This is a genomic window from Lysobacter yananisis, assembly GCF_031199375.1.
Lineage (GTDB): Bacteria > Pseudomonadota > Gammaproteobacteria > Xanthomonadales > Xanthomonadaceae > Lysobacter > Lysobacter yananisis.
Genome location: NZ_CP133568.1, coordinates 1,454,709 through 1,473,471, shown reverse-complemented (window position 1 = coordinate 1,473,471; position 18,763 = coordinate 1,454,709). Strand labels below are relative to the sequence as shown.

Annotated in this window: 10 protein-coding genes, 1 tRNA gene and 2 pseudogenes; 7 read left to right on the top strand and 6 right to left on the bottom strand. The window is 67.9% G+C overall.

Features of this window, described 5'->3' with window-relative positions; translation table 11 throughout:
* Positions 1–260: 260 nt before the first annotated feature.
* Positions 261–3,446, bottom strand: a complete 3,186-nt coding sequence (locus RDV84_RS06240) for an RHS repeat domain-containing protein (RefSeq protein ID WP_309152798.1) — start codon at positions 3,444–3,446, stop codon at positions 261–263.
* Positions 3,447–3,524: 78 nt separating this feature from the next.
* Positions 3,525–6,317 (bottom strand): RHS repeat protein, encoded by a 2,793-nt coding sequence (locus RDV84_RS06235; RefSeq protein WP_309152797.1) that lies wholly within the window; start codon positions 6,315–6,317, stop codon positions 3,525–3,527.
* A 384-nt stretch (positions 6,318–6,701) separates the two neighbouring features.
* Between RDV84_RS06235 and RDV84_RS06230 the strand changes: the two genes are divergently transcribed.
* A complete protein-coding gene (locus tag RDV84_RS06230; RefSeq protein ID WP_057945725.1) occupies positions 6,702–7,358 on the top strand; it encodes a response regulator in 657 nt (218 codons plus the stop codon).
* 247 nt (positions 7,359–7,605) lie between these two features.
* On the opposite strand, the gene RDV84_RS06225 is transcribed toward RDV84_RS06230, so the two are convergent.
* Positions 7,606–7,682: transfer RNA gene (locus RDV84_RS06225), tRNA-Arg, on the bottom strand.
* Positions 7,683–7,905: 223 nt separating this feature from the next.
* Between RDV84_RS06225 and ubiA the strand changes: the two genes are divergently transcribed.
* The 4 genes from ubiA to RDV84_RS06205 all read left to right on the top strand — a co-directional run bounded on the left by ubiA (position 7,906) and on the right by RDV84_RS06205 (position 13,392).
* Positions 7,906–8,817 carry a 4-hydroxybenzoate octaprenyltransferase gene (ubiA, locus tag RDV84_RS06220; protein ID WP_309152796.1) on the top strand — a complete coding sequence of 304 codons (912 nt, stop codon included), beginning with the start codon at positions 7,906–7,908 and terminating at the stop codon, positions 8,815–8,817.
* A gap of 178 nt (positions 8,818–8,995) precedes the next feature.
* A complete protein-coding gene (locus tag RDV84_RS06215; protein ID WP_309152795.1) occupies positions 8,996–11,038 on the top strand; it encodes a CshA/CshB family fibrillar adhesin-related protein in 2,043 nt (680 codons plus the stop codon).
* Between the two features lie 156 nt (positions 11,039–11,194).
* Complete coding sequence (locus RDV84_RS06210) at positions 11,195–11,698, top strand: Rid family hydrolase (RefSeq protein WP_309152794.1); 504 nt, start codon at positions 11,195–11,197, stop codon at positions 11,696–11,698.
* Positions 11,699–11,952: 254 nt separating this feature from the next.
* Positions 11,953–13,392, top strand: a complete 1,440-nt coding sequence (locus RDV84_RS06205; protein ID WP_309152793.1) for a short-chain fatty acid transporter — start codon at positions 11,953–11,955, stop codon at positions 13,390–13,392.
* A gap of 956 nt (positions 13,393–14,348) precedes the next feature.
* Here the strand turns inward: RDV84_RS06205 and RDV84_RS25920 are convergent.
* From RDV84_RS25920 to RDV84_RS06190, 3 genes and pseudogenes are all read right to left on the bottom strand, one after another.
* Positions 14,349–14,624, bottom strand: coding sequence for a DUF6053 domain-containing protein (locus RDV84_RS25920; RefSeq protein ID WP_425606298.1), 276 nt, complete (start codon positions 14,622–14,624; stop codon positions 14,349–14,351).
* A pseudogene (locus RDV84_RS25915) lies at positions 14,596–15,240 on the bottom strand (ComF family protein); the annotation flags it as partial. The gene RDV84_RS25920 and the pseudogene RDV84_RS25915, both read right to left, overlap by 29 nt.
* 201 nt (positions 15,241–15,441) lie before the next feature.
* A pseudogene (locus tag RDV84_RS06190) lies at positions 15,442–15,621 on the bottom strand (hypothetical protein); the annotation flags it as partial.
* Positions 15,622–16,346: 725 nt separating this feature from the next.
* Here RDV84_RS06190 and bioB point away from each other — a divergent pair.
* Positions 16,347–17,381 carry a biotin synthase BioB gene (gene bioB / locus RDV84_RS06185; RefSeq protein ID WP_425606299.1) on the top strand — a complete coding sequence of 345 codons (1,035 nt, stop codon included), beginning with the start codon at positions 16,347–16,349 and terminating at the stop codon, positions 17,379–17,381.
* An 18-nt stretch (positions 17,382–17,399) separates the two neighbouring features.
* A complete protein-coding gene (gene bioF, locus RDV84_RS06180; RefSeq protein WP_309152792.1) occupies positions 17,400–18,632 on the top strand; it encodes an 8-amino-7-oxononanoate synthase in 1,233 nt (410 codons plus the stop codon).
* The last annotated feature ends 131 nt before the right edge of the window (positions 18,633–18,763 follow it).

Here is an 18,763-nt window from a genome sequence, read left to right as displayed (position 1 = left end):
AGTCGCACCCTTCAAAAATACAGTCATCCAAGTAAGACATGCTGGGGCCCGACCCAAGGCAGGCCTGCCTGGATCTAATCTTCGAAAAAACACATCCCTGCAGTCTACTCCCCTGAATGCGGAACGAGTCGACCTGCATGTCGTGGAACGTTTCGTTTATCCGATCCGCTGTGATTTCTAATGATGTCAACTTACTCGTGTCGACAAGTCCGGTGGTCTTGGCTGTGACTTTCATTAAGCGCCTCGTTATATAACGCGCCCTACGGCAAGGTGTAGGTTACGATATCTGCCGCTCTGTTCGCATGGCTTGCCACCTGTCCAGGAGTTGTTAGCTCAATCGCTTGGCCTGTCTGCCTGTCCAGGAAGTCAAATGATCGTGTCGAATTGTAGTCGAACCGACCGGGGAAAAGTCTTTCCAAGCTTTTGGCAGTGGCCTCATGTACCGCGTGGCCAAGGTGTGCAGCACTAGTAGGGCTTCCGGACAAAACAGCTCGTTGTCTTGCGGGAGACATGTAGTTCAACAGGTGTGGGATTCCCTTGTTTGCATGAGACTGTGCGGTCTGACCAACCATGCGTTCGATATTGATTGCGCGAATTGGCGTCTGCTCAGCCGCCTGAGTCATCGTGCTTGTCAGTGCCCGCGACTCTAGGCCGATGGGTGGAGCGAACAGCAAGCCGAGCCGGAATATTGCTCCTGTGGGCTCTGCTGTACCTGGGTTCTGCGCCGCTGCGCCGATGGCCTGTATGTCGTCCTTTATACCCGAGAAAATCTTCGCGCCCGCTTCCACAAGGCGATCAACTGGGTTCTTGCGTTGTTCGGACTGCCAGTCGCTATTGGCTTGATCAATAGAGGTCTTATCCATCCGTCCGTCGGGATCGACGAACCGATATGGGTTGTTAGCCGCGTACTTGTAACGATTGAAGTTCCCGCCCGTCACCGAGTCAGCCGTGACCGGGTCGACGCTTAGGAACCGCCCAACGGTCGAGTCGTAGTAGCGCTGTTGCATGTAGGTAAGGCCGGTACGCCCATCCATCACGTGCCCGGTGTAGCCCACGCCGTCGTAATTGGGCTTCCCGATCGTAGCGCCGTACGGTTCCCACTCGGTCCGCTCCACCACCTGGCCTGCCGCATTGGTCACGGCGACCGGGCTACCCAGCGCATCGGTGTGGTAGTACTTCGTCTCCGCCGTGCTGGTCGCTCGGTTCCACTCGACGGTCGCCAGCAGGCTGCTGCCCAAGTAGATGTGCGGCCGGTTGATCTCGGGGTAATTGTTGTTCGTAGCCTCGTTCGCATGGCCTTCGTAGCGGAACAGCAGTTGCCCGCCCAGGTTGTAGAACGAGTACGCGAACGTCGTATCCGCCCGATTCGACTGGCTCAGTCGCCGGCCGTGGGCGTCGTAAACGTAGGTTTCCTTCCCCGGTGTCCGACGCAAGCGGTTGCCGTAGTCGAACTCGTACGCTTGGCCGTTCTTGTTGTTCAAGTTGCCCTGAACGTCGTAGCCCAGGCCGACCACGCTCGGCCCGTTCTCTCCGTCGCGCAGGTTGGTCAGCTGGTTCTTGTCGTTGTAGACATAACGGTGGTTCTTGACCCCGCCCAACGACCAACCGCGCAGGTTGTCGACCGCGTCATAGCTGAAACGATGCCAGCAGTCGCCCCCGAAGCTGCACGAACCGGCCGTGGACAATCGATCCAAGGCGTCGTAGCTCATCCAGCGGCTGTAGTGATCGCCACGCAAGCGATCCAGGATATGGCCGACGTTGCCGTTGGCGTCGTAGCCGGTCTCCAGGTCAAGCGCGCCTGCATCGGCGCTGCGCGATGGCAATTGCCGGGCGTTCTGGGTCATCGTGTGAACGATGCCGTTGCCGTAGGTGAACTGGCGAATCGCGCCGTTCGGGTAGTAGCTGACGCCGGAGGCGTAAGTCCGACCGATCGAGCTGACGTTGGTCTGCTGCCCCAGCGCGTTGACCGCGTAGTTGACCTGAAGGCCATCCGGCGTGGTGTAGCTGACGCGGTTGCCGTTGGCGTCGTAGCCGTTGTCGCTGCTCCAGACCGCGCCGTTCTGGAGCGTGACCGCTTCGTTGCTCAACAGCCGCCGCTTGTTGTATTGGTAGCGATTGACGATGAGGCTTTGTCCGGTGCCCTCGTTGTCTGTGGTGATCTCGCGGGCTAGGCCGTCGGGATAGTAGTTCCAGACCTGATTGCCGCGTCCGGTGGGGAAGCTCAGGGTCTTGAGCCGGTTACGCGCGTCGTAGGTACGTGCGACGACCCGTCCAGACGCGGCCGCCTCGGCACGATTGCACTGCGCTGCATCGGGCAGGTTGAGTCCGGCGGCCGACCACAGCAGGTTGCCGACTGCGTCGTAGTCCATGACTGTCGCGCCGGTCTCCGGCTCGATGGTCTTGCACAACTGCTGATACTGGTCGTAGACGTAGCGGCGCGAGATCCGCAGCGGCGCCGGGATCTTGTAAGTGCCCGAGTTGCCGATCAGCAGGTTGCCCGCGCCAATCGGCGATACGCCGTGGATAAAGATGCCCTGGTTGGCGTAAGCCTGTTGCTGCGCCGGCGTGATCGGGACCGAGAATCGGTAGGCCGTGCCTTGCGCCTGGCACGCCGCGGCGATGCCTGAATCGCTGGGAAGCGAGGCGGTGTGCCCGCTGACCCGGGTTCCCTGCGGCCAGCCGCCGCCCACGTAGAACTCCACGTCGATCGACGCGTTGTGGCCGCTGGTGCAGGCCCAGCCGGTGACCCGGTACTCGCCGTTGCCGGCCGGTTGCACGCCGTCGATGTTGCCGCGAACGGTGGTCTGCGCCACGGTGACCGCGACGGCCGCCGAGGTGGTCTGCTTGCCGTTGTTGTCGGTCGCCACGGCGGTGAAGCTGTAGTTGCCGGGGCCGACGTTGTTCCAAGTGAAGGGATACGGCGCCGACGTGGCGCTGCCGAGCGACAGGCCGTTGACGTAGTACGCCACGCTGACGACCTGCCCGTCGGGGTCAGCCGCATCGGCTGTCAGGCCGATCTGCGCGGGATTGATGAACGGCGCGCCGGTCGGCGCACGCAAGGACACGGTCGGCGGCTTCTCGCCCGGCGCGATGACGGTGAACTTGCGCGTGGCCGATGCGGTACGGTTGAGGTTGTTGCGCGCGATCACCGACACCGCGTAGTTGCCGGGCTGCAGGTTCGACAAGGTGTACGTGAGCTCAGGCCCCTGCACCTGATGCAACTGCCCACTGGCGCCGTTGAGAACGATCGAGGTGACGAAGACGTTGTCGTCAAGGACGGTCGCCGTGGCTTTGATCGCCACGTTCGCGGGCGCGACGTACTGCGCGCCCTCGGCCGGGTAATCGAACGCCACATGAATATACGGATTGGGCTGTTGCGCCGATGCCGCCATGGCGAACAGCAGGTACGACGCGACACCCAGCCACCACTTACTGATCCGGCTCATCCGGAGCTCCTTTACCTATGCTGCACACGCCACGCCTGGACGTGGCTAACTTGATCAATCGACCGGAACCGACGCGGCTCAGCCGTTCGGCCCAGACCGGATCAGTTCTAGCGGCTTGCCGAATATGTCGCGTGCGATCGTGGTCGATACGCCGGTCGGCGCTTCGATCAGCACCGGGCTGCCGAAATCGGGCTCGTCGAAGACCTGGAAGCGTTCGTTGGTGGCGTAGCCGCGCGGGTTGGTGGTGCGGCGCTGGAAGCCGGAGAGGTACTCGACCGAGGTGGTCAGCACGCCCAGTTCAGAGTCCTGCTCGCTGGCGATCGGCCGGTCCAGAGTGTCGTAACGCGTGCGCACGCCGGGCAGCGCGGCGCCGATGTCGGCGACATCGCGCAGCGGATAGGACTGGAAGACCAGTCGGCCGAGGCCGTCGTAGCGCTTGACCACCTGGCTCAGGGTGCCAGCACGGTCGGCGACGTCGTACGTCTCCTCCAGCACCGGACGCCAATAGGCATCGAAGAACACCCGGTCGCGCTTGTTGCCTTCGCTACGCACCTGGCTCCAATGCCCTGCCGGCAGGCCGAACGCGGCCGCGCCGCTGGCAGCGAAATCGCTCGACATCGGATTCCACGCAACGGTATCGCCGCTGGGGTAGGTGATACCGGCCAAGCGCCCCATCGCGTCGTAGCGATAACCGGAGCTGTAGCCGTTCTCGTCTGTGGTCGAGTCGATCAGGCCGAACTCGTCGACGCTGGCTGACTCGCCCGTGCTGTCGGCGTAGCCGATGGCTTGCGGAATGCCTCGCTTCCATTGCGACAAGACCGTCGCCTGTCCTTTGCCGTCCTTGACGCTCGCCACCGTGCCGTCGGGGCTGTAGGCCAACTCCTGCTGCAGGCGGCCGAATGCGTAGACCTTGGCCGGCAAAGCGCTGGCCGCGTGGTAATCCACCTGCGACACGACCAGGCCCGTGTTCTGGTTGATCTGGCGCTTGCCCTGGCCCAGCACCCAGCGCGCGGTGTCGTCGTAATACTCGTTCAAGTCGGTGCGACTGAAACCCAGCGAACTGGACCGGGTGGTCTGGGTCGGGCGCGCGAACGCATCCACAGTGGCGACCTGGCGATCGAAGTTCACCCCGTCCTGCGACACCGTGCGGCCGATCTCCGGGCGTCGATACTCGGAACTGAAGCCGTCGCCGCGCGGTTGCTGGGTACTGCCGAGCGGCGCCGCGAACTGCTGGCCGGGCAGCGCCCAGGCGTAGCGGAACGTCTCCGTACGCGCAATGGCGCTGGCGCTGCTGCCGCGCTCGATCTTCAGCAGCTTGCCCTCGTTGTAGCGGTAGCTGTTGCCGAAGGTGTAGCGGGTCCAGCTCGACTCCGGGCCTTGCATGATCGTGGTCGAGGTGCCGGCGCAGCTGTCGGAGGTGCATCGCGGTTGGCCGCAGTCGCCGCTGGTGCAGACCGGGCCGGTGCCCGGCGCGAACGAGATCTGCGCGCCGTACGCATAGTTCCATTCCGCCGCCGTCACGCCGGGCCCGGACAGTTGTTTCTTCTTGAGTGCGAAGCCGTCGTATGCCAGCGCGTAGTAGGCGACGTCGTCGTTGGGGTTGTTGTTGGGCGTGCTGTAGTTGCTGCACACCATCGGGACGTTGGAGCGCCCCATGCGCTGCACGCCGACCGTGAACACGCCGCGTGCGCCGGCGGGATGGGTGAGGGTCGCACTCAGATCCCCCGGACCGACGACGATGCCGGGATCGCCGCAGCTGCGGACGAGGTCCTCCGGACGCGTCGATTGCTCGTAAAGGATCGTGGCGTTGGCCAGGGCTGCCATGTCTAGGGTCCAGCGCGAGCCGTCCGGCAGGACCACGGCCGACAGGCTTGTACTAACGCCGCCGGGCCGGCTGTACTCGTAGACCCAACTGCGCGCGCCTTCGTTGACCTTGGCGATGTGGCCGGCGGCGTTGTACTCCAGGGTCAGCGCGCGGCCGTCGCTGGCATCGATCCGGGTGAGCCGTACCGGCGCGGTCGCCGCATTGGTGTAGGTGTAGCTGACCCAGTTGCCGAAGCGGTCCTCGACGCGCGAGGCGTACAGCGAGACTTGCCGCCTCCCCAGGTAGGTGACGTTACCGCTGGCGCTGCTGCCGCCGGCCGTGGTCTTTTCCAGGGTCGGTTCGAGCAACTGCGCCTGCCAGTCGAACCAATACTTGGTGCCGTCCGACGTCAACGCCAGGAAGCCCTCGCCGCCTGCGTTCTTCTGATTCGGCAAGCAGGAAAAGAACGTCAGGTCCGCAGTCAACCAGGGATACGGGCCGCCGGTGGAGGGAGTGGCCGGCACCGTGCCGTTGGCGACCATCATGTCCTGCGCGCCGCGGCCGGGCAGGATCATGCGGTTGCCCTGCCAATACTCGTGCGGATAGAAGAACGCGGGCTGTTGGATCAGCGGCGGCTGGCCGTTGCCCTGGTGAGTGCAGGGGCTGCCCCAGCCGGTGCTGGCGGCGAACACCCCGGTCAGGCGAGGTAGCTCGATGTCCCAGTCGGCGAATGCCAGTTCGTTCGGTCCATAGCCTTTGCGATTGCCGACCGAGAACGAACGCGACACGGCGACGCTGAGGCCGCCTTGATTGCCTGGAACGCTGGCGTCGGTTGCCGAGAAGCTCAGCGCGCCGCTGGCGAGATCGACCGAGTCGCCGAACAAGTCCGCGGTCAGGGCGACGACCTTGCCGCGTCCCTGGATGAGCTTGTCGTATTCCTCCCACGGCGCCTTGTTGCCCTGGCCCCACGCGAGCGTGGGCCACAACGCGACGCAAATCGCATAGCGCAGCCATTGAGAGGATGCGCGTCCAGCCCGGTGCTCCGGGTGGTTCAGGCTTTTAGTCATTGCTCGTCCTTGTTGGCCGTGTGGCCTGCCCGCTAGTAATCGGCAGCGCGTCCGTCGAGATCCAGTTTCATCAATTGCGATCTCACATTGCGATATGGCGCGCTCTTCGCCCGCCGCCTGCCTGAGTTTGCTGAACCGCCGCAGGGGCGATGCGTCATGGTGAAGTCGAGGGCTGCGCCAGCCTAGCCACGGGACGACCCAGTTTCTGTAGGAAAACTCTGATTTTCGTTGCGCGTTTGTCTACGCATTTACGGCGCTTGCTTGTCACATTTTGTTCGGTGCCGAGATTCGACTCAGCGAAAAGCAAATTTGAAATGATTGAGTTGATGGCGTCGCGGTCGTGTTGGTTAAGTCCGTCCCGGAAGTGTTATGCCGAGGACGAAAATGATTCGTGTGTTTGTGATCGACGATCATCCGCTGGTGCGTATCGGGATGACCTGGGTGCTGGAGACGCAGAAGGACTTTCGCGTCGTGGGCGAAGCCACGAACGGAAAGGACGCGCTGGCCGCCATCGCGCGTCGTCGGGTGGATGTGGTGCTGTGCGACTACCACCTGCCGGACATGGACGGCTTGGAGGTCACCCGCCGGTTGCTGGAGGCGCACCCGGACTTGAAGGTCCTGATCGTCTCGGTGCTGGAGGGCGGCCCTGTGCCGCGTCGGCTGCTGGCGGCCGGCGCGATGGGCTACGTGTCGAAGGCGCGCGACGGCAGCGCGGTCGTGCGCGCGGTACGCGAAGTCGCGGCCGGACACCGCTATCTGGACGACGCGTTGGGCGCGCGCGTGCTGTTCGAGACCACGCCGTTCGACCAACTCAGCCCGCGCCAGTTGGAGGTCGCGATGTTGATGGTGCAGGGCAAGCGCAACGCCGAGATTGCGCTGGAGCTGGACCTAACGGAGTCGACCATCCGCACGGTCAGGGCGAAGGTCATGGCCAAGCTGGGGGTACAGACGGACATCGCGCTGGCGCGGTTGGCCATGGACTGCGGGCTGATTCCGCCGGCTGGCGACGGCGGCGCGTTCCGATCGAATCGCTCCGGGTGATCAAAAGGCCGATCCAACCGCGAAAGTACCCCTTCTCAAATCCACCTTGTTTTTGGCGCTTTGCGCACACCAGCGTTTGGTCTCAGGACCAACCGACCGGAGAAAAGAGGGCGGGAGAGAGAGGAAAACGGTCAAATTCGGCCGCCAGCCGAAACCCCCAAAACCAAACGCCCCTCGCAAACACCCGCCAGTAACGGGGCTCGCAGAGGGGCGTGCGGACGGCTGAGAAAGTTTCCCGCCGGGAATATGGCGCGCCTGGAGGGATTCGAACCCCCGACCAACGGCTTCGGAAGCCGCTACTCTATCCGGCTGAGCTACAGGCGCTTTGAGATCGCGCACGGCCGGGTCGCGGCGTGCGGCCGTGCATCATAACGGAATCCGGCGATTTGGGTGAGGCCGCGGGTCAGCGACGTCCGGCCTGGGCCGGCGCGTTCGCGCCGCCGCGCCCGCCGCGCGACGGCCCGGTCGGGCCGGCCGCCTCATTGGGCAAGGGGCCCCGGCGGGCCGGGGTCGGGCCTGCGAGCCCGGCGCGTTACTCTATGGGCCTATGCAACGCGCCCATTCCCACCTGCCCGCGCCGGACTGGCGGCGGCGCCTGTCCCTGTATTGGAAGCTGACCCGCGGCGACCGGCCGATCGGCTGGCTGTTGTTGCTGTGGCCGACCTGGTGGGGGCTGTGGATCGCGGCCGGCGGGATGCCGTCGCTGTGGGTGCTGTTCGTGTTCTCGGCCGGGGTCTGGCTGACCCGGGCGGCGGGGTGCGTGATCAACGATTACGCCGACCGCTGGCTGGATCCGCACGTGGAGCGCACCAAGCACCGGCCGCTGGCCACCGGCGAGGTGCGCGGGCGCGAGGCGCTGGCGGTGTTCGCGACGCTGATGCTGGCGGCGTTCGCGCTGGTGCTGACCCTCAACCGGCTGACCGTGCTGATGAGCGCGGTCGGCGTGGTGTTGGCGGCCAGTTATCCCTATCTCAAGCGCTACACCCACTTGCCGCAGGTCTACCTGGGCATGGCCTTCGGCTGGGGCATCCCGATGGCGTTCGCGGCGGTGCGAGGCGAGGTGCCGGCGGTGGCGTGGCTGTTGTATGCGGCCAACATCCTGTGGTCGACCGCGTACGACACCTGGTACGCCATGGTCGATCGCGAGGACGATCTCAAGATGGGTTCGAAGTCGACCGCGATCCTGTTCGGCGAACTCGATCTGGTCGCCATCGGCGTGCTCTACGCGCTGATGTTCGCCGCCTTGTTCCTGGTCGGCCAGCGCGCCGGCCTGGGGCCGTGGTATTACGCCGGCCTCGCGGCGGCGGCGGCGTTGGTGGCGTACGAGTTCGTCATCGCGCGCGGGCGCGAGCGCGAGCGCTGTTTCCGCGCATTCCTGCACAACCACTGGGTCGGCCTGACGATCTTCGCCGGCCTGGCGCTGGACTATTTGCTGCGCAATACCAGCACGGTTGCCTGAACGTCGTTCAGGTTGGAAGGACGGTCGCGGGCTCAAGGACTGCGTATTTCAAGTGGTGTTGACAGCTCGATTGGCACACTCTCGGCACGCCTAAGCGGGGGACAGGGCGCCTGACCTGGTCTTGCGCGCGGCCCGTCCGCCCGGCGTCGTCCGTCCGCCGTTCGAACCGGAAGTCCGCATGACCCTCGTCCTCTCCGCGCGCCGCCCGCGCGCCCGCCTGGCCGCGCAGTTCGCGGCGATCGCCGCCATCGGCCTGGCCGCCCTGTTGTCGCCGCTGGTCGCGCAGGCGCAGTTCGCCACCGGCGGCGCCGGCCGGTTCAAGCAGAACATCTATTGGTTCGACTGGGGCACCACGCCGGACAACATCCCGCAGGCCGGCACCACCGTGACCAACACGATCCCGCTGTCGGGGCAGGAACTGCGCGTCACCTGTTCGTTGAGCAACATCAGCGGCGGCACCGGGCCGACCCTGCGCATCTACCGGCCGGGCAACTGGACCGGCGACGGCCTGGACGATTTGTACAACATCGGCGGCACCGGCAGCGCCAACACCATGGACATCGGCCTGCGCAACCGCGTGGACGGGGTCACCGCCAATTTCGATTTCGCCTGTTCGGCCACGCTCGGCGCGCCCGGCCAATCCAATCCGCCGGCCTACCAGCTCGACGGCCTGGTCGTGGCCGACGCCGAGCAGTCCTCCGGCGCCGAATACCTGCAGGCCACCATCAACAGCACCAACGGCGGACTGCCGACGGTGTGGCGCATCATCGACCGCTTCCGCTCCTCCAACTGCGCCGACGGCACCCCGACCACGCTGACCGAAAGCGGCGGCAGCAGTACGCTGCGGTTCGGCGCGGCGCCGTTCTGTTCTTCCGGCCCGATGGGCATCGCCTTCATGGAAAACGCCACCCGCGCCAGCGTGCAGTTCCGCGGCGGCGGCGGCTCGGCGGTGGCGCTGGGCGTGGTGGTGGTGGACTCCACCGACCACGGCGACGCGCCGGCCAGCTACGGCGATGCGATCCACCTGGCGCAGTTCACCTGGAGCGGCGGCACCCTGACCGCGGGCACCACCACCGACATCCACGCCAGTGGCTTCGCCCTGGCCAATCTGGTGCCGCCGAGCACCCGCCTGGGCACCGCGCTGGACTCCGAATCGCTCGCCCAGTTCTCGGCCAACGCCGACGGCGACGACCTGCTCGGCAGCGACGACGAGGACGCGTTCGCCGCGCCGCTGGGCACGATCGCGGCCCTGCCGGGCACGACCTACACCTCGCCGGCGATCGCCTGCACCGGGCCCGGCACGGTGCGCGGCTGGATCGACTTCAACCGCGACGGCGACTTCAACGACGCCGGCGAAACCTCCAACAACAGCCCGACCTGCACCGGCACGACCACGGTCAATCTCAACTGGACCGTGCCGGCCGGCGTGCAGACCGGACGCAGCTATATGCGCCTGCGCATCGCCAGCAACGCCGCGCAGATCGCCGCGCCGACCGGCAGCGCCAGCGACGGCGAAGTCGAGGACCACGTGCTGACCCTGGCCAACGCGCGAGTGACCTTGAACAAGCAGGTGGCCGCGCGCGCCAACGCCGCCGACCAGTTCACCGTGAGCCTGCTGCAGGGCGCCACCGTCGTCGCCAGCGCCGCCACCAGCGGTACCGGCACCAGCGCCGGCACCGGCGCGCAACTGCTGGCCTCGGCCACCGGCTACACCCTGCGCGATGCGCTCAGCGCCGGCAGCACGCCGTTCGCGCGTTATCAGAAGAGCATCGCCTGCGTCGCCAACGCCGGCAGCACCGGCGCGGTGCCGGTGCCCGGCGGGCCGACCGGCACCGGCCCGGTCGACTGGACGCTGACGCCGAACGCCGGCAACGACCTGACCTGCACCATCACCAACCGCGCGGTGGTGACGGCGTTGCGGATCAGCAAGAGCGACGACCAGGCCACCTACACGCCGGGCGACGCGCGCAACTACACGATCACCGTCAACAACGACGGCAGCGACGCGGCCACCGGCGCCCAGGTCAGCGACACCCTGCCGGCCGGCATGACCCTGACCGCGCAATGGCAATGCACCGCCAGCCCCGGCTCGACCTGCGGCGCCGCCAGCGGCGGCACGATCGGCGGCAACAGCGTGGCGTTGACGGTGAACCTGGCGCCGGGCGGCAGCGCGACGATCCAGGTGCCGGTGCGCTACAGCCCGAATCCGAGCGATTACTGATCGAACAGGATCGGGTCGGGCGCGCGGCGGCTGCGATTGCGACCGCGCCGCGCATTCACGCATGCGCGAGCGCCGCACAACGTAATCGCGATGCCGGGCAAAGACGGTGCCGCCGCGCTGGTGCGCAATGGCGGCACCCGTTGCCGGAGCGCCGTCATGCCGAAATCGCTGCTGCTGTTGCTGTTCGTCCCTTGCGCCGCGCTCGCCGCGCCGGCCGGGCCGCACGCCGCGACCCCGACCCGCGAACACTTCGCGCCGCCGGGCTGGGAAGGCTCGTATCGCGACCTGCACTACTCGCCGGTGGTGCGCATCGGCGACCGGGTCATCGTGTCCGGCATTCCCACCCCGGACGGCGTAGACGATGAAGCCAAGGCGCGCGCATTGTTCGTCGAACTGCGCAAGCACCTGCGCAGCGCCGGCGCCGACCTGGACGACGTGGTCGAACTGCAGAGCTTCCACGTCGCCCGCGACCAGGCCGAATTCCGCGAGCGGATCGCGCCGGTGCTGAAGGCGCATCGCGAGTTCTTCAAGGACCATTACCCCGCCTGGACGGCGGTGGCGGTAAGCGGGCTGTATTCGAAGGACGCGACGTTCGAACTGCGCGCCGAAGCGGTGATCGGCTCCGGCAAGGCGCCGCGGGCGACCATCGGCAAGCCCTGACGCGTCTCGCACGGCCGAGTTGTAGCAGCGGCGGGAGCCGCGATCCACCGTTGCGATGCACGCCAGCGCCGCGGCCGAAGCCCGGTCGGCCGGTGGTTCGCGCGAACCCGCGCCGCATCGTCGCGGCGGACGACAACCTCGTCGCCGCATCGCCCGGCGGCGCCGCGCCGGCGCGCGATTCCGACTAAAGTCCAAGTGGCCCGGGCCTTCCGCGCTCGGACAATGCCCCAGCCATCGCAGGACTCCGCACCGCCATGAACGCAGCCGCCCCCGTCGCCGACGGTCCGCTCGCCCGCTTCGCCCTGCGCAGCGCCGCCTGGGCCGAACGCTGGTTTCCCGATGCCTATGTGTTCGCCGCGCTCGGCGTGGTCGTGGTCGCGGTCGCCGCGTTGGCCTTCGGCGCCACGCCGACCGCCACCGCGGCCGCGTTCGGCGACGGCTACTGGAGCCTCATCCCGTTCACCATGCAGATGGCGTTCGTGGTGATCGGCGGCTATGTCGTCGCCACCGCGCCGGCGGTGGCGCGGCTGATCGACGCGCTGGCGCGTTTCCCGCGCAGCGGCCGTGGCGCGGTCTGCTACGTCGCCCTGGTCAGCATGCTGACCTCGCTGCTGAGCTGGGGCTTCTCGCTGGTGTTCGGCGGCCTGCTGGTGCGCGCGCTGGCGCGGCGCGAGGATCTGGACATGGATTACCGCGCCGCCGGCGCCGCGGCCTACCTCGGCCTGGGCGCGGTGTGGGCGATGGGCCTGAGCTCCTCAGCCGCGCAGCTCCAGGCCAATCCGGCGAGCATGCCGCCCGGCCTGCTCGCGATCACCGGCGTGCTGCCTTTCAGCGAAACCATCTTCCTGTGGCAGTCGATCGCGCTGACCGCGGCGTTGATCGCGGTCTCGCTGCTGGTGTGCTTCGTCACCGCGCCGCGCGGGGCCTCGGTCAAGCGCGCGAACGAGTTCGAAGGCGCCGACCGCCTCGCCGCCGACGAGCGCCACGCGGCGGCGCTGCCGCCGCGCACGCGTCCGGGCGAATGGCTCGAATACAGCCCGCTGATCACCGTGCTGCTGGCCGCGCTGAGCCTGGGCTGGCTGGCTTACGAATTCGGCCAGAAGCCGCTGGTCACCGCGATCGCCAGCCTCAACACCTACAACTTCCTGTTCCTCACCGTCGGCCTGCTGCTGCACTGGCGTCCGCGCAGTTTCCTCAACGCGGTCGCGCGCGCGGTGCCGAGCACCGGCGGCGTGCTGATCCAGTTCCCGCTCTACGGCGGCATCGCCAGCCTGCTGACCGCGGCCAAGGGCGCCGACGGCCAGACCCTGGCGCACCATCTGTCGAGCGTGTTCGTGCACATCGCCAGCACCGACACCTTCACCCTGGTGATGGGCGTGTACTCGGCCGTGCTCGGCTTCTTCGTGCCGTCCGGCGGCGGCAAGTGGATCATCGAGGCGCCGTACGTGATGCAGGCCGCCAACGACCTGCAGGTGCACCTGGGCTGGGCGGTGCAGGTGTACAACGCGGCCGAGGCGCTGCCGAACCTGATCAATCCGTTCTGGATGCTGCCGTTGCTGGGCGTGCTCGGCTTGAAGGCGCGCGACATCGTCGGCTTCACCTTCATCCAGCTGCTGGTGCACATCCCGCTGGTGCTGGGCTTGCTGTGGCTGCTCGGGCTGACCCTGACCTATCACCCGCCGGTCATGCCATAAGCGCAAAGCGCGCGTTCGCGCAAGCGGAAAAATCCTACCCGCGCGCGCGCCGACCGCCGACTGACGCGGTCGGCCGCGGCGCGCGATGCTGTGCGCCGTGGAGACGCCGCCGCGCTTGCGGCGGCGGGACCGGCAAGGAGGCCGCGTCCGCTTCCACGCGGCGTTCCGGTCGATGCAAGCCGTCGCTGCGCCTCCAGGTCTCAATGTAGGAGACCTGCATTGGCGACAATGGCGGCCTGCGGCAGGGAAGGGACATCCAGCCGGCAGCACACGCTCAAGGAGGGAGCGGACCGGGGGCCAGGGAATGCATCGCAAGCGACAAAGCATCCTCGTCGGTGGAGAACTTGCGATGCCGGGCTCCGGCCACGGCAGGGAACGTCGGCCAAGCGAACCCGCTCGATTCGATCAGGCGCGCCAGGAGGCGCGGCGCAGGGAGCACCGCCAGGGACGGCGGGCGATCGGAATCGGGGATGCGCCCGGGATGGCGCGCGTGACGGCAGGGACGCCGTCACCGGGGAGGCGCCACGGACGGCGAGGCTTGCGCCAGGCCACGGAAGGGCGTGAACGGCTATGGATGGCCATGGATGGCAAGGGGGCCGCGCGTCGCGCAGGAGGCGCGACGCGCGGAGCAGGGGGAGGCTCTTGAGTCCCGACGTTTTCGGCTCCGCGCGGGTCGAAGCCGCGCTGCGGTCGATTGAAGGCGTCGGGCCTGAAGGGCTTCGCTCAAGGATGAAGGCGGAGCCGGTTTGCCGATACGGATCGGCAAACGGGGCGCGATAGCGCGAGCGTGTCGCGGCGGATCGGCAAGCGTCGGGCCTGAAGGCACTCCCACACAAGCGATGGGAGGATCTTCGGGCCCTACTGTTTTCCAGGCAGGCGATTGCTTTCAGTCCCGATGCTTTCGGCGCAATGGGAGCGCCTTTCAGCCTCGGTGCTCTCAATGCGGCAGGGAGGCTTCATGCCTCGACGCTTTCCATATGCCGGGATGGCCTGGGCCTCCGATGCTTTCGACGCCCCGGAATGGCCTGAGACTCCGGTGCTTTCGATGCACCAGAATGGCCTGAGCTTCCAATGCTTTCGATGCATGGGAGGGCTTCATGCCTCGATGCTTTCGATGCAGTGGGAGGGCCTTCAGGCCCGACGCTTTTGTTCCAGGTCGCTGCGCGATACGCCCAAGCCCCGGACCTTTCCCGCCGGCCTTCTCTAGAGTGTGCGCGCGCAGACCCAGGCATCGACCCGTTGCGCTCCGGCGCGTCGCAGCGCCAGCGCGGCGGCGTGCAGCGTGGCGCCGGTGGTCATCACGTCGTCGATGAGGATCGCGTGCATCGGTGGCGCGGCGGCGCCGGTCCAGGCGAAGGCATCGCGCAGGTTGCGCCGGCGTTGGGCGGCGTCCAGGCGCGATTGCGCCGGGGTGGCGCGGAGGCGATGCAGGCCGGTGGCGCACAAGGCCAGGCCCAGGCGCCGCGACAGCGGGCGGGCCAGTTCCAACGCCTGGTCGTAGCCGCGTTCGCGCAGGCGGCCGCGGTGCAGTGGGATCGGCACCAAGGTCGGTGTGTCGCGCGCAGCGGTTGTCGCGGTCCGGCGGCCCGGTTCGCCAGTGGCGCGGCGCGCGTTCGGGCGTTCGCTGGCCTGCGCGGCGGACTGCCGTGGGGTTGCGGCCGCGCCGTTCGCGAGCAAGCTGGCCGCGCGCGGCGCGAATGCCGCCGCCATGGTCGATGCCAGCAAGCGGCCGGCGGCGAGGTCGCGATGGAATTTGAAGCGCGGCAGCAGGCGGTCGAGCGGTGCGCGATAGAACGCCGCGGCGCGCACTTCGTGCAAGGGCGATGCGCGATTGCGGCAGGCGCCGCAGCGGTCGCGGGGCATATCGGCGGCGCGCGGTGCGGAATCGGCTGGATGCCAGCGATCGGCTTCGAGGTCGGTATCGAGGTTCGCATCGAGCGCTATATTAGGACCCGCATCAAGAGCCGCCCCGCGGTCTGCGTCGCTCCCGCCGTCGTGGACTCTGGCGACCGCGACCTCGGTTTCGCCGGCCACGTCCACCGGCAGCGGCATCGCGCATCCCAGGCAACTGCGTCCGGTGCGCGGCCAATGCGTCCAGCAAGTCGCGCACAGGTCGCAGCCGGGCAGGCCGGGTTCGGCGCAGGCCAGGCAGCGCGCGGGCCACAGCGACCAGCCCAGGCGCGACCAGAAGCCGGCGGGGCAGGCGAGGGCGAACGTGTCTGGATTCATGGGCGCAGTGTTCGCGATGGCGCGCGCGCGGGTTATCGGCGCGGCAGCGGTGGCTGGGTCGGGGAAAGCCGGAGAGGCGGGCCGGGAAATGCCCCTGGGCTCCGCCGGCGCGGCGCCGGCTCGCGGGTCGGCGCCGTGTCCGGGCTCAAGGCGTCGGCACTGAAGTCCTTCCCGCTCAGGCGCGATGGCTGCCAAGCCGGCTGGGATGATCCGTCCCCGCGGGTGTCGCCGGCTTTGTTCGGCTCTCGGCCGAGGCCACGCCGCTACGCGGATCGTCGCCCTGCGCGGCGGCTTCATGGCCGCATTCGATCGCCGAGGCCAGGCTCAGCGCATCGCTGTAGTCGAGCCCCGCCTGTTTAAGCGGCCTCGTCGTCCGGCCGCGCGTACCCGGACCGCCTTGCCCAATCGGTCCGTCGTCGCGAAAACGGCGCCGCGAACGTCGTTCCGGGATGCTGGCGCCGGGGCCCGCCCGTCGTCCGTGTCCTGACGGTGGCCCCAACACATGCTATCGCGCATCGAACAAGCGCCGAACGGCCACAACCTGCAGACAATTGCCGACAAGATGCGCTCATCTGTCGCTTCGCGCACCGTCAACCGCGTGCGCGCCATATTGGTTGACAGCCTCCCGGCCACTTCCCAGACTGCCCGTTCCGGCCGCGCTGACGCGTCCGGTTCCCTTTCGCCCGCCGTCAGTGCAGTCCGCTGGAGCCAGCCCGGTGCCCAACATGTCCCCCGAATCGACCCCGCTGCGTCACGACTGGTCCCGCGCCGAGGTCCGCGCGCTGTTCGACCTGTCCTTCCCCGAGCTGCTGCACCGCGCCGCGAGCGTGCACAAGGCCCACTTCGATCCGGCCGAGGTCCAGGTCAGCACCCTGCTGTCGGTCAAGACCGGCGGTTGCCCGGAAGACTGCGCCTACTGCCCGCAGGCCCAGCGCTACCACACCGGCGTCGACGCGACCAAGCTGATGAGCACCGAGGCGGTGCTGGAGAAGGCCAGGCAGGCCAAGGCCGCCGGCGCCTCGCGCTTCTGCATGGGCGCGGCCTGGCGCTCGCCGAAGGACCGCGACATCCCCAAGGTCGCAGCGATGATCCGCGAGGTGAAGTCGCTCGGCCTGGAGACCTGCGCCACCCTGGGCATGCTCTCGGGCGAGCAGGCGCAAAAGCTCAAGGCCGCCGGCCTGGACTACTACAACCACAATCTCGACACCGCGCCGGAGTTCTACAACGAGATCATCCGCACCCGCGAGTTCCAGGACCGCCTGGACACGTTGGAGCACGTGCGCGACGCCGGCATGAAGACCTGCTGCGGCGGCATCGTCGGCATGGGCGAGTCGCGCGAGCAGCGCGCCGGCCTGCTGCAGACCCTGGCCAACCTGCCCGCGCACCCCGATTCGGTGCCGATCAACCGCCTGGTCCAGGTCGAGGGCACGCCGCTGGCCGGAACCACCGAGCTGGATCCGTTCGAATTCGTGCGCACCATCGCGGTTGCGCGCCTGATGATGCCCAAGTCGATGGTCCGTCTCTCCGCCGGTCGAGAATCGATGAGCGACGAGCTGCAGGCGCTGTGCTTCCTGGCCGGCGCCAACTCGATCTTCTACGGCGAGAAGCTGCTGACCACCGGCAACCCGGACACCGAGCGCGACCTCGCCCTGTTCGCGCGCCTGGGCCTGCGGCCGATGCAGGTCGTGGAGACCGCGGGCACCGTCCATGCGAGTATTGAAGACCACGAGGCACTTCCCGCCGACACCTGCGCCGCCTGAGCGGCGGAGCCACCTGCCATGAGCAGCCAGCGAATCCTTTGGCGCGACCGCGTCCATGCCGCACAAGCCCAGCGCGTGGCGGCCGCGCGCAGCCGCACCCACCGCGCGGTGAGCCACCGCGACGGCGCGCGCTGCGAAGTCGAAGGGCGTTCGCTGGTCAATTTCTGCGGCAACGACTACCTCGGCCTGTCGCAGCACTTCGCGGTGATCAACGCGTTCCAGGACGCGGCCTCGCGCGAGGGCACCGGCGGCATCGCATCGCATCTGGTCTGCGGCCATCACGCCCAGCACGAGGCGCTGGAGCGCGAGCTGGCCGACTGGCTGGAATCGCCGCGGGCCTTGCTGATGGGCAGCGGCTTCATGGCCAACCTGGCGGCGGTGCAGGGCCTGCTCGGCGAGGAAGACGTGTGCGTGCAGGACCGGCTCAACCACGCCAGCCTGATCGACGCCGCGCGCCTGGCCGGCTGCCGTTTGCGCCGCTATCCGCACGCCGATCCCGAAGGCGCGATCCGCCAGCTGCGCAACGTCCCCGACGGCCTGGCGATGCTGGCCACCGACGGCGTCTTCAGCATGGATGGCGACATCGCCCCGCTGCGCGACCTGGCCCTGGTGGCGCGCGCGCAGAAGGCGGTGCTGTACGTCGACGACGCCCACGGCGTCGGCGTGACCGGCCCGGACGGGCGCGGCACGGTCGCCGCGGCGCGGTTGTCGGTGCAGGAAGTGCCGCTGCAGCTGGCGACGTTCGGCAAGGCGCTCGGCAGCTATGGCGCGGCGCTGCACGGCGACGCCGAACTGATCGGGCACCTGGCCGAAACCGCGCGCAGCCACCTGTACACCACCGCGTTGCCGCCGGCGCAGGCCGCGGCCACGCGCGCGGCGATCAAGCTGGCGCGCAACGACCATTGGCGGCGCGAGAAGCTGGCCGACCTGACCTCGCACTTCCGCGAACGCGCGATCCAGCTCGGCCTGGAACTGCTGCCCTCGGGCACGCCGATCCAGCCGGTGATGTGCGGCGACGACCGCCGCGCGCTGGCGATGGCGCAAGCGCTGGAGCAGCAGGGCTACTGGGTCGCGGCGATCCGTCCGCCGACCGTGCCGGAAGGGCGCGCGCGGCTGCGGGTGACGTTCTCGGCGCTGCACACGCGCGAACAGGTCGACGGCCTGATCGAAGCGCTGGCGCGCGCGGCCGAGCGGGTGGCGATCGAGCGCGCCGACGAAGCGGCGATGGCGGCGGTCGGGGCCGGGCGCTGAGGCGGCTCATGGCGGCGCCATCGCTAGCGATGTGGCGGTGAATCGCGAAGTTTTTTTCGGCGCTCCCGCGAAGGCGGGCTCCGCTTTACTTCGGCGGAGCCGAACATCCAGGGCTTCAACGAGGCATGACG

What these genes read in the sequence shown, in the direction of transcription:
- RDV84_RS06240 (WP_309152798.1), bottom strand. Translation starts at nt 3,446, where the DNA reads ATGAGCCGGATCAGTAAGTGGTGGCTGGGTGTCGCGTCGTACCTGCTG.
- RDV84_RS06235 (WP_309152797.1), bottom strand. Translation starts at nt 6,317, where the DNA reads ATGACTAAAAGCCTGAACCACCCGGAGCACCGGGCTGGACGCGCATCC.
- RDV84_RS06230 (WP_057945725.1), top strand. Translation starts at nt 6,702, where the DNA reads ATGATTCGTGTGTTTGTGATCGACGATCATCCGCTGGTGCGTATCGGG.
- ubiA (WP_309152796.1), top strand. Translation starts at nt 7,906, where the DNA reads ATGCAACGCGCCCATTCCCACCTGCCCGCGCCGGACTGGCGGCGGCGC.
- RDV84_RS06215 (WP_309152795.1), top strand. Translation starts at nt 8,996, where the DNA reads ATGACCCTCGTCCTCTCCGCGCGCCGCCCGCGCGCCCGCCTGGCCGCG.
- RDV84_RS06210 (WP_309152794.1), top strand. Translation starts at nt 11,195, where the DNA reads ATGCCGAAATCGCTGCTGCTGTTGCTGTTCGTCCCTTGCGCCGCGCTC.
- RDV84_RS06205 (WP_309152793.1), top strand. Translation starts at nt 11,953, where the DNA reads ATGAACGCAGCCGCCCCCGTCGCCGACGGTCCGCTCGCCCGCTTCGCC.
- RDV84_RS25920 (WP_425606298.1), bottom strand. Translation starts at nt 14,624, where the DNA reads ATGCCTGGGTCTGCGCGCGCACACTCTAGAGAAGGCCGGCGGGAAAGG.
- bioB (WP_425606299.1), top strand. Translation starts at nt 16,347, where the DNA reads ATGTCCCCCGAATCGACCCCGCTGCGTCACGACTGGTCCCGCGCCGAG.
- bioF (WP_309152792.1), top strand. Translation starts at nt 17,400, where the DNA reads ATGAGCAGCCAGCGAATCCTTTGGCGCGACCGCGTCCATGCCGCACAA.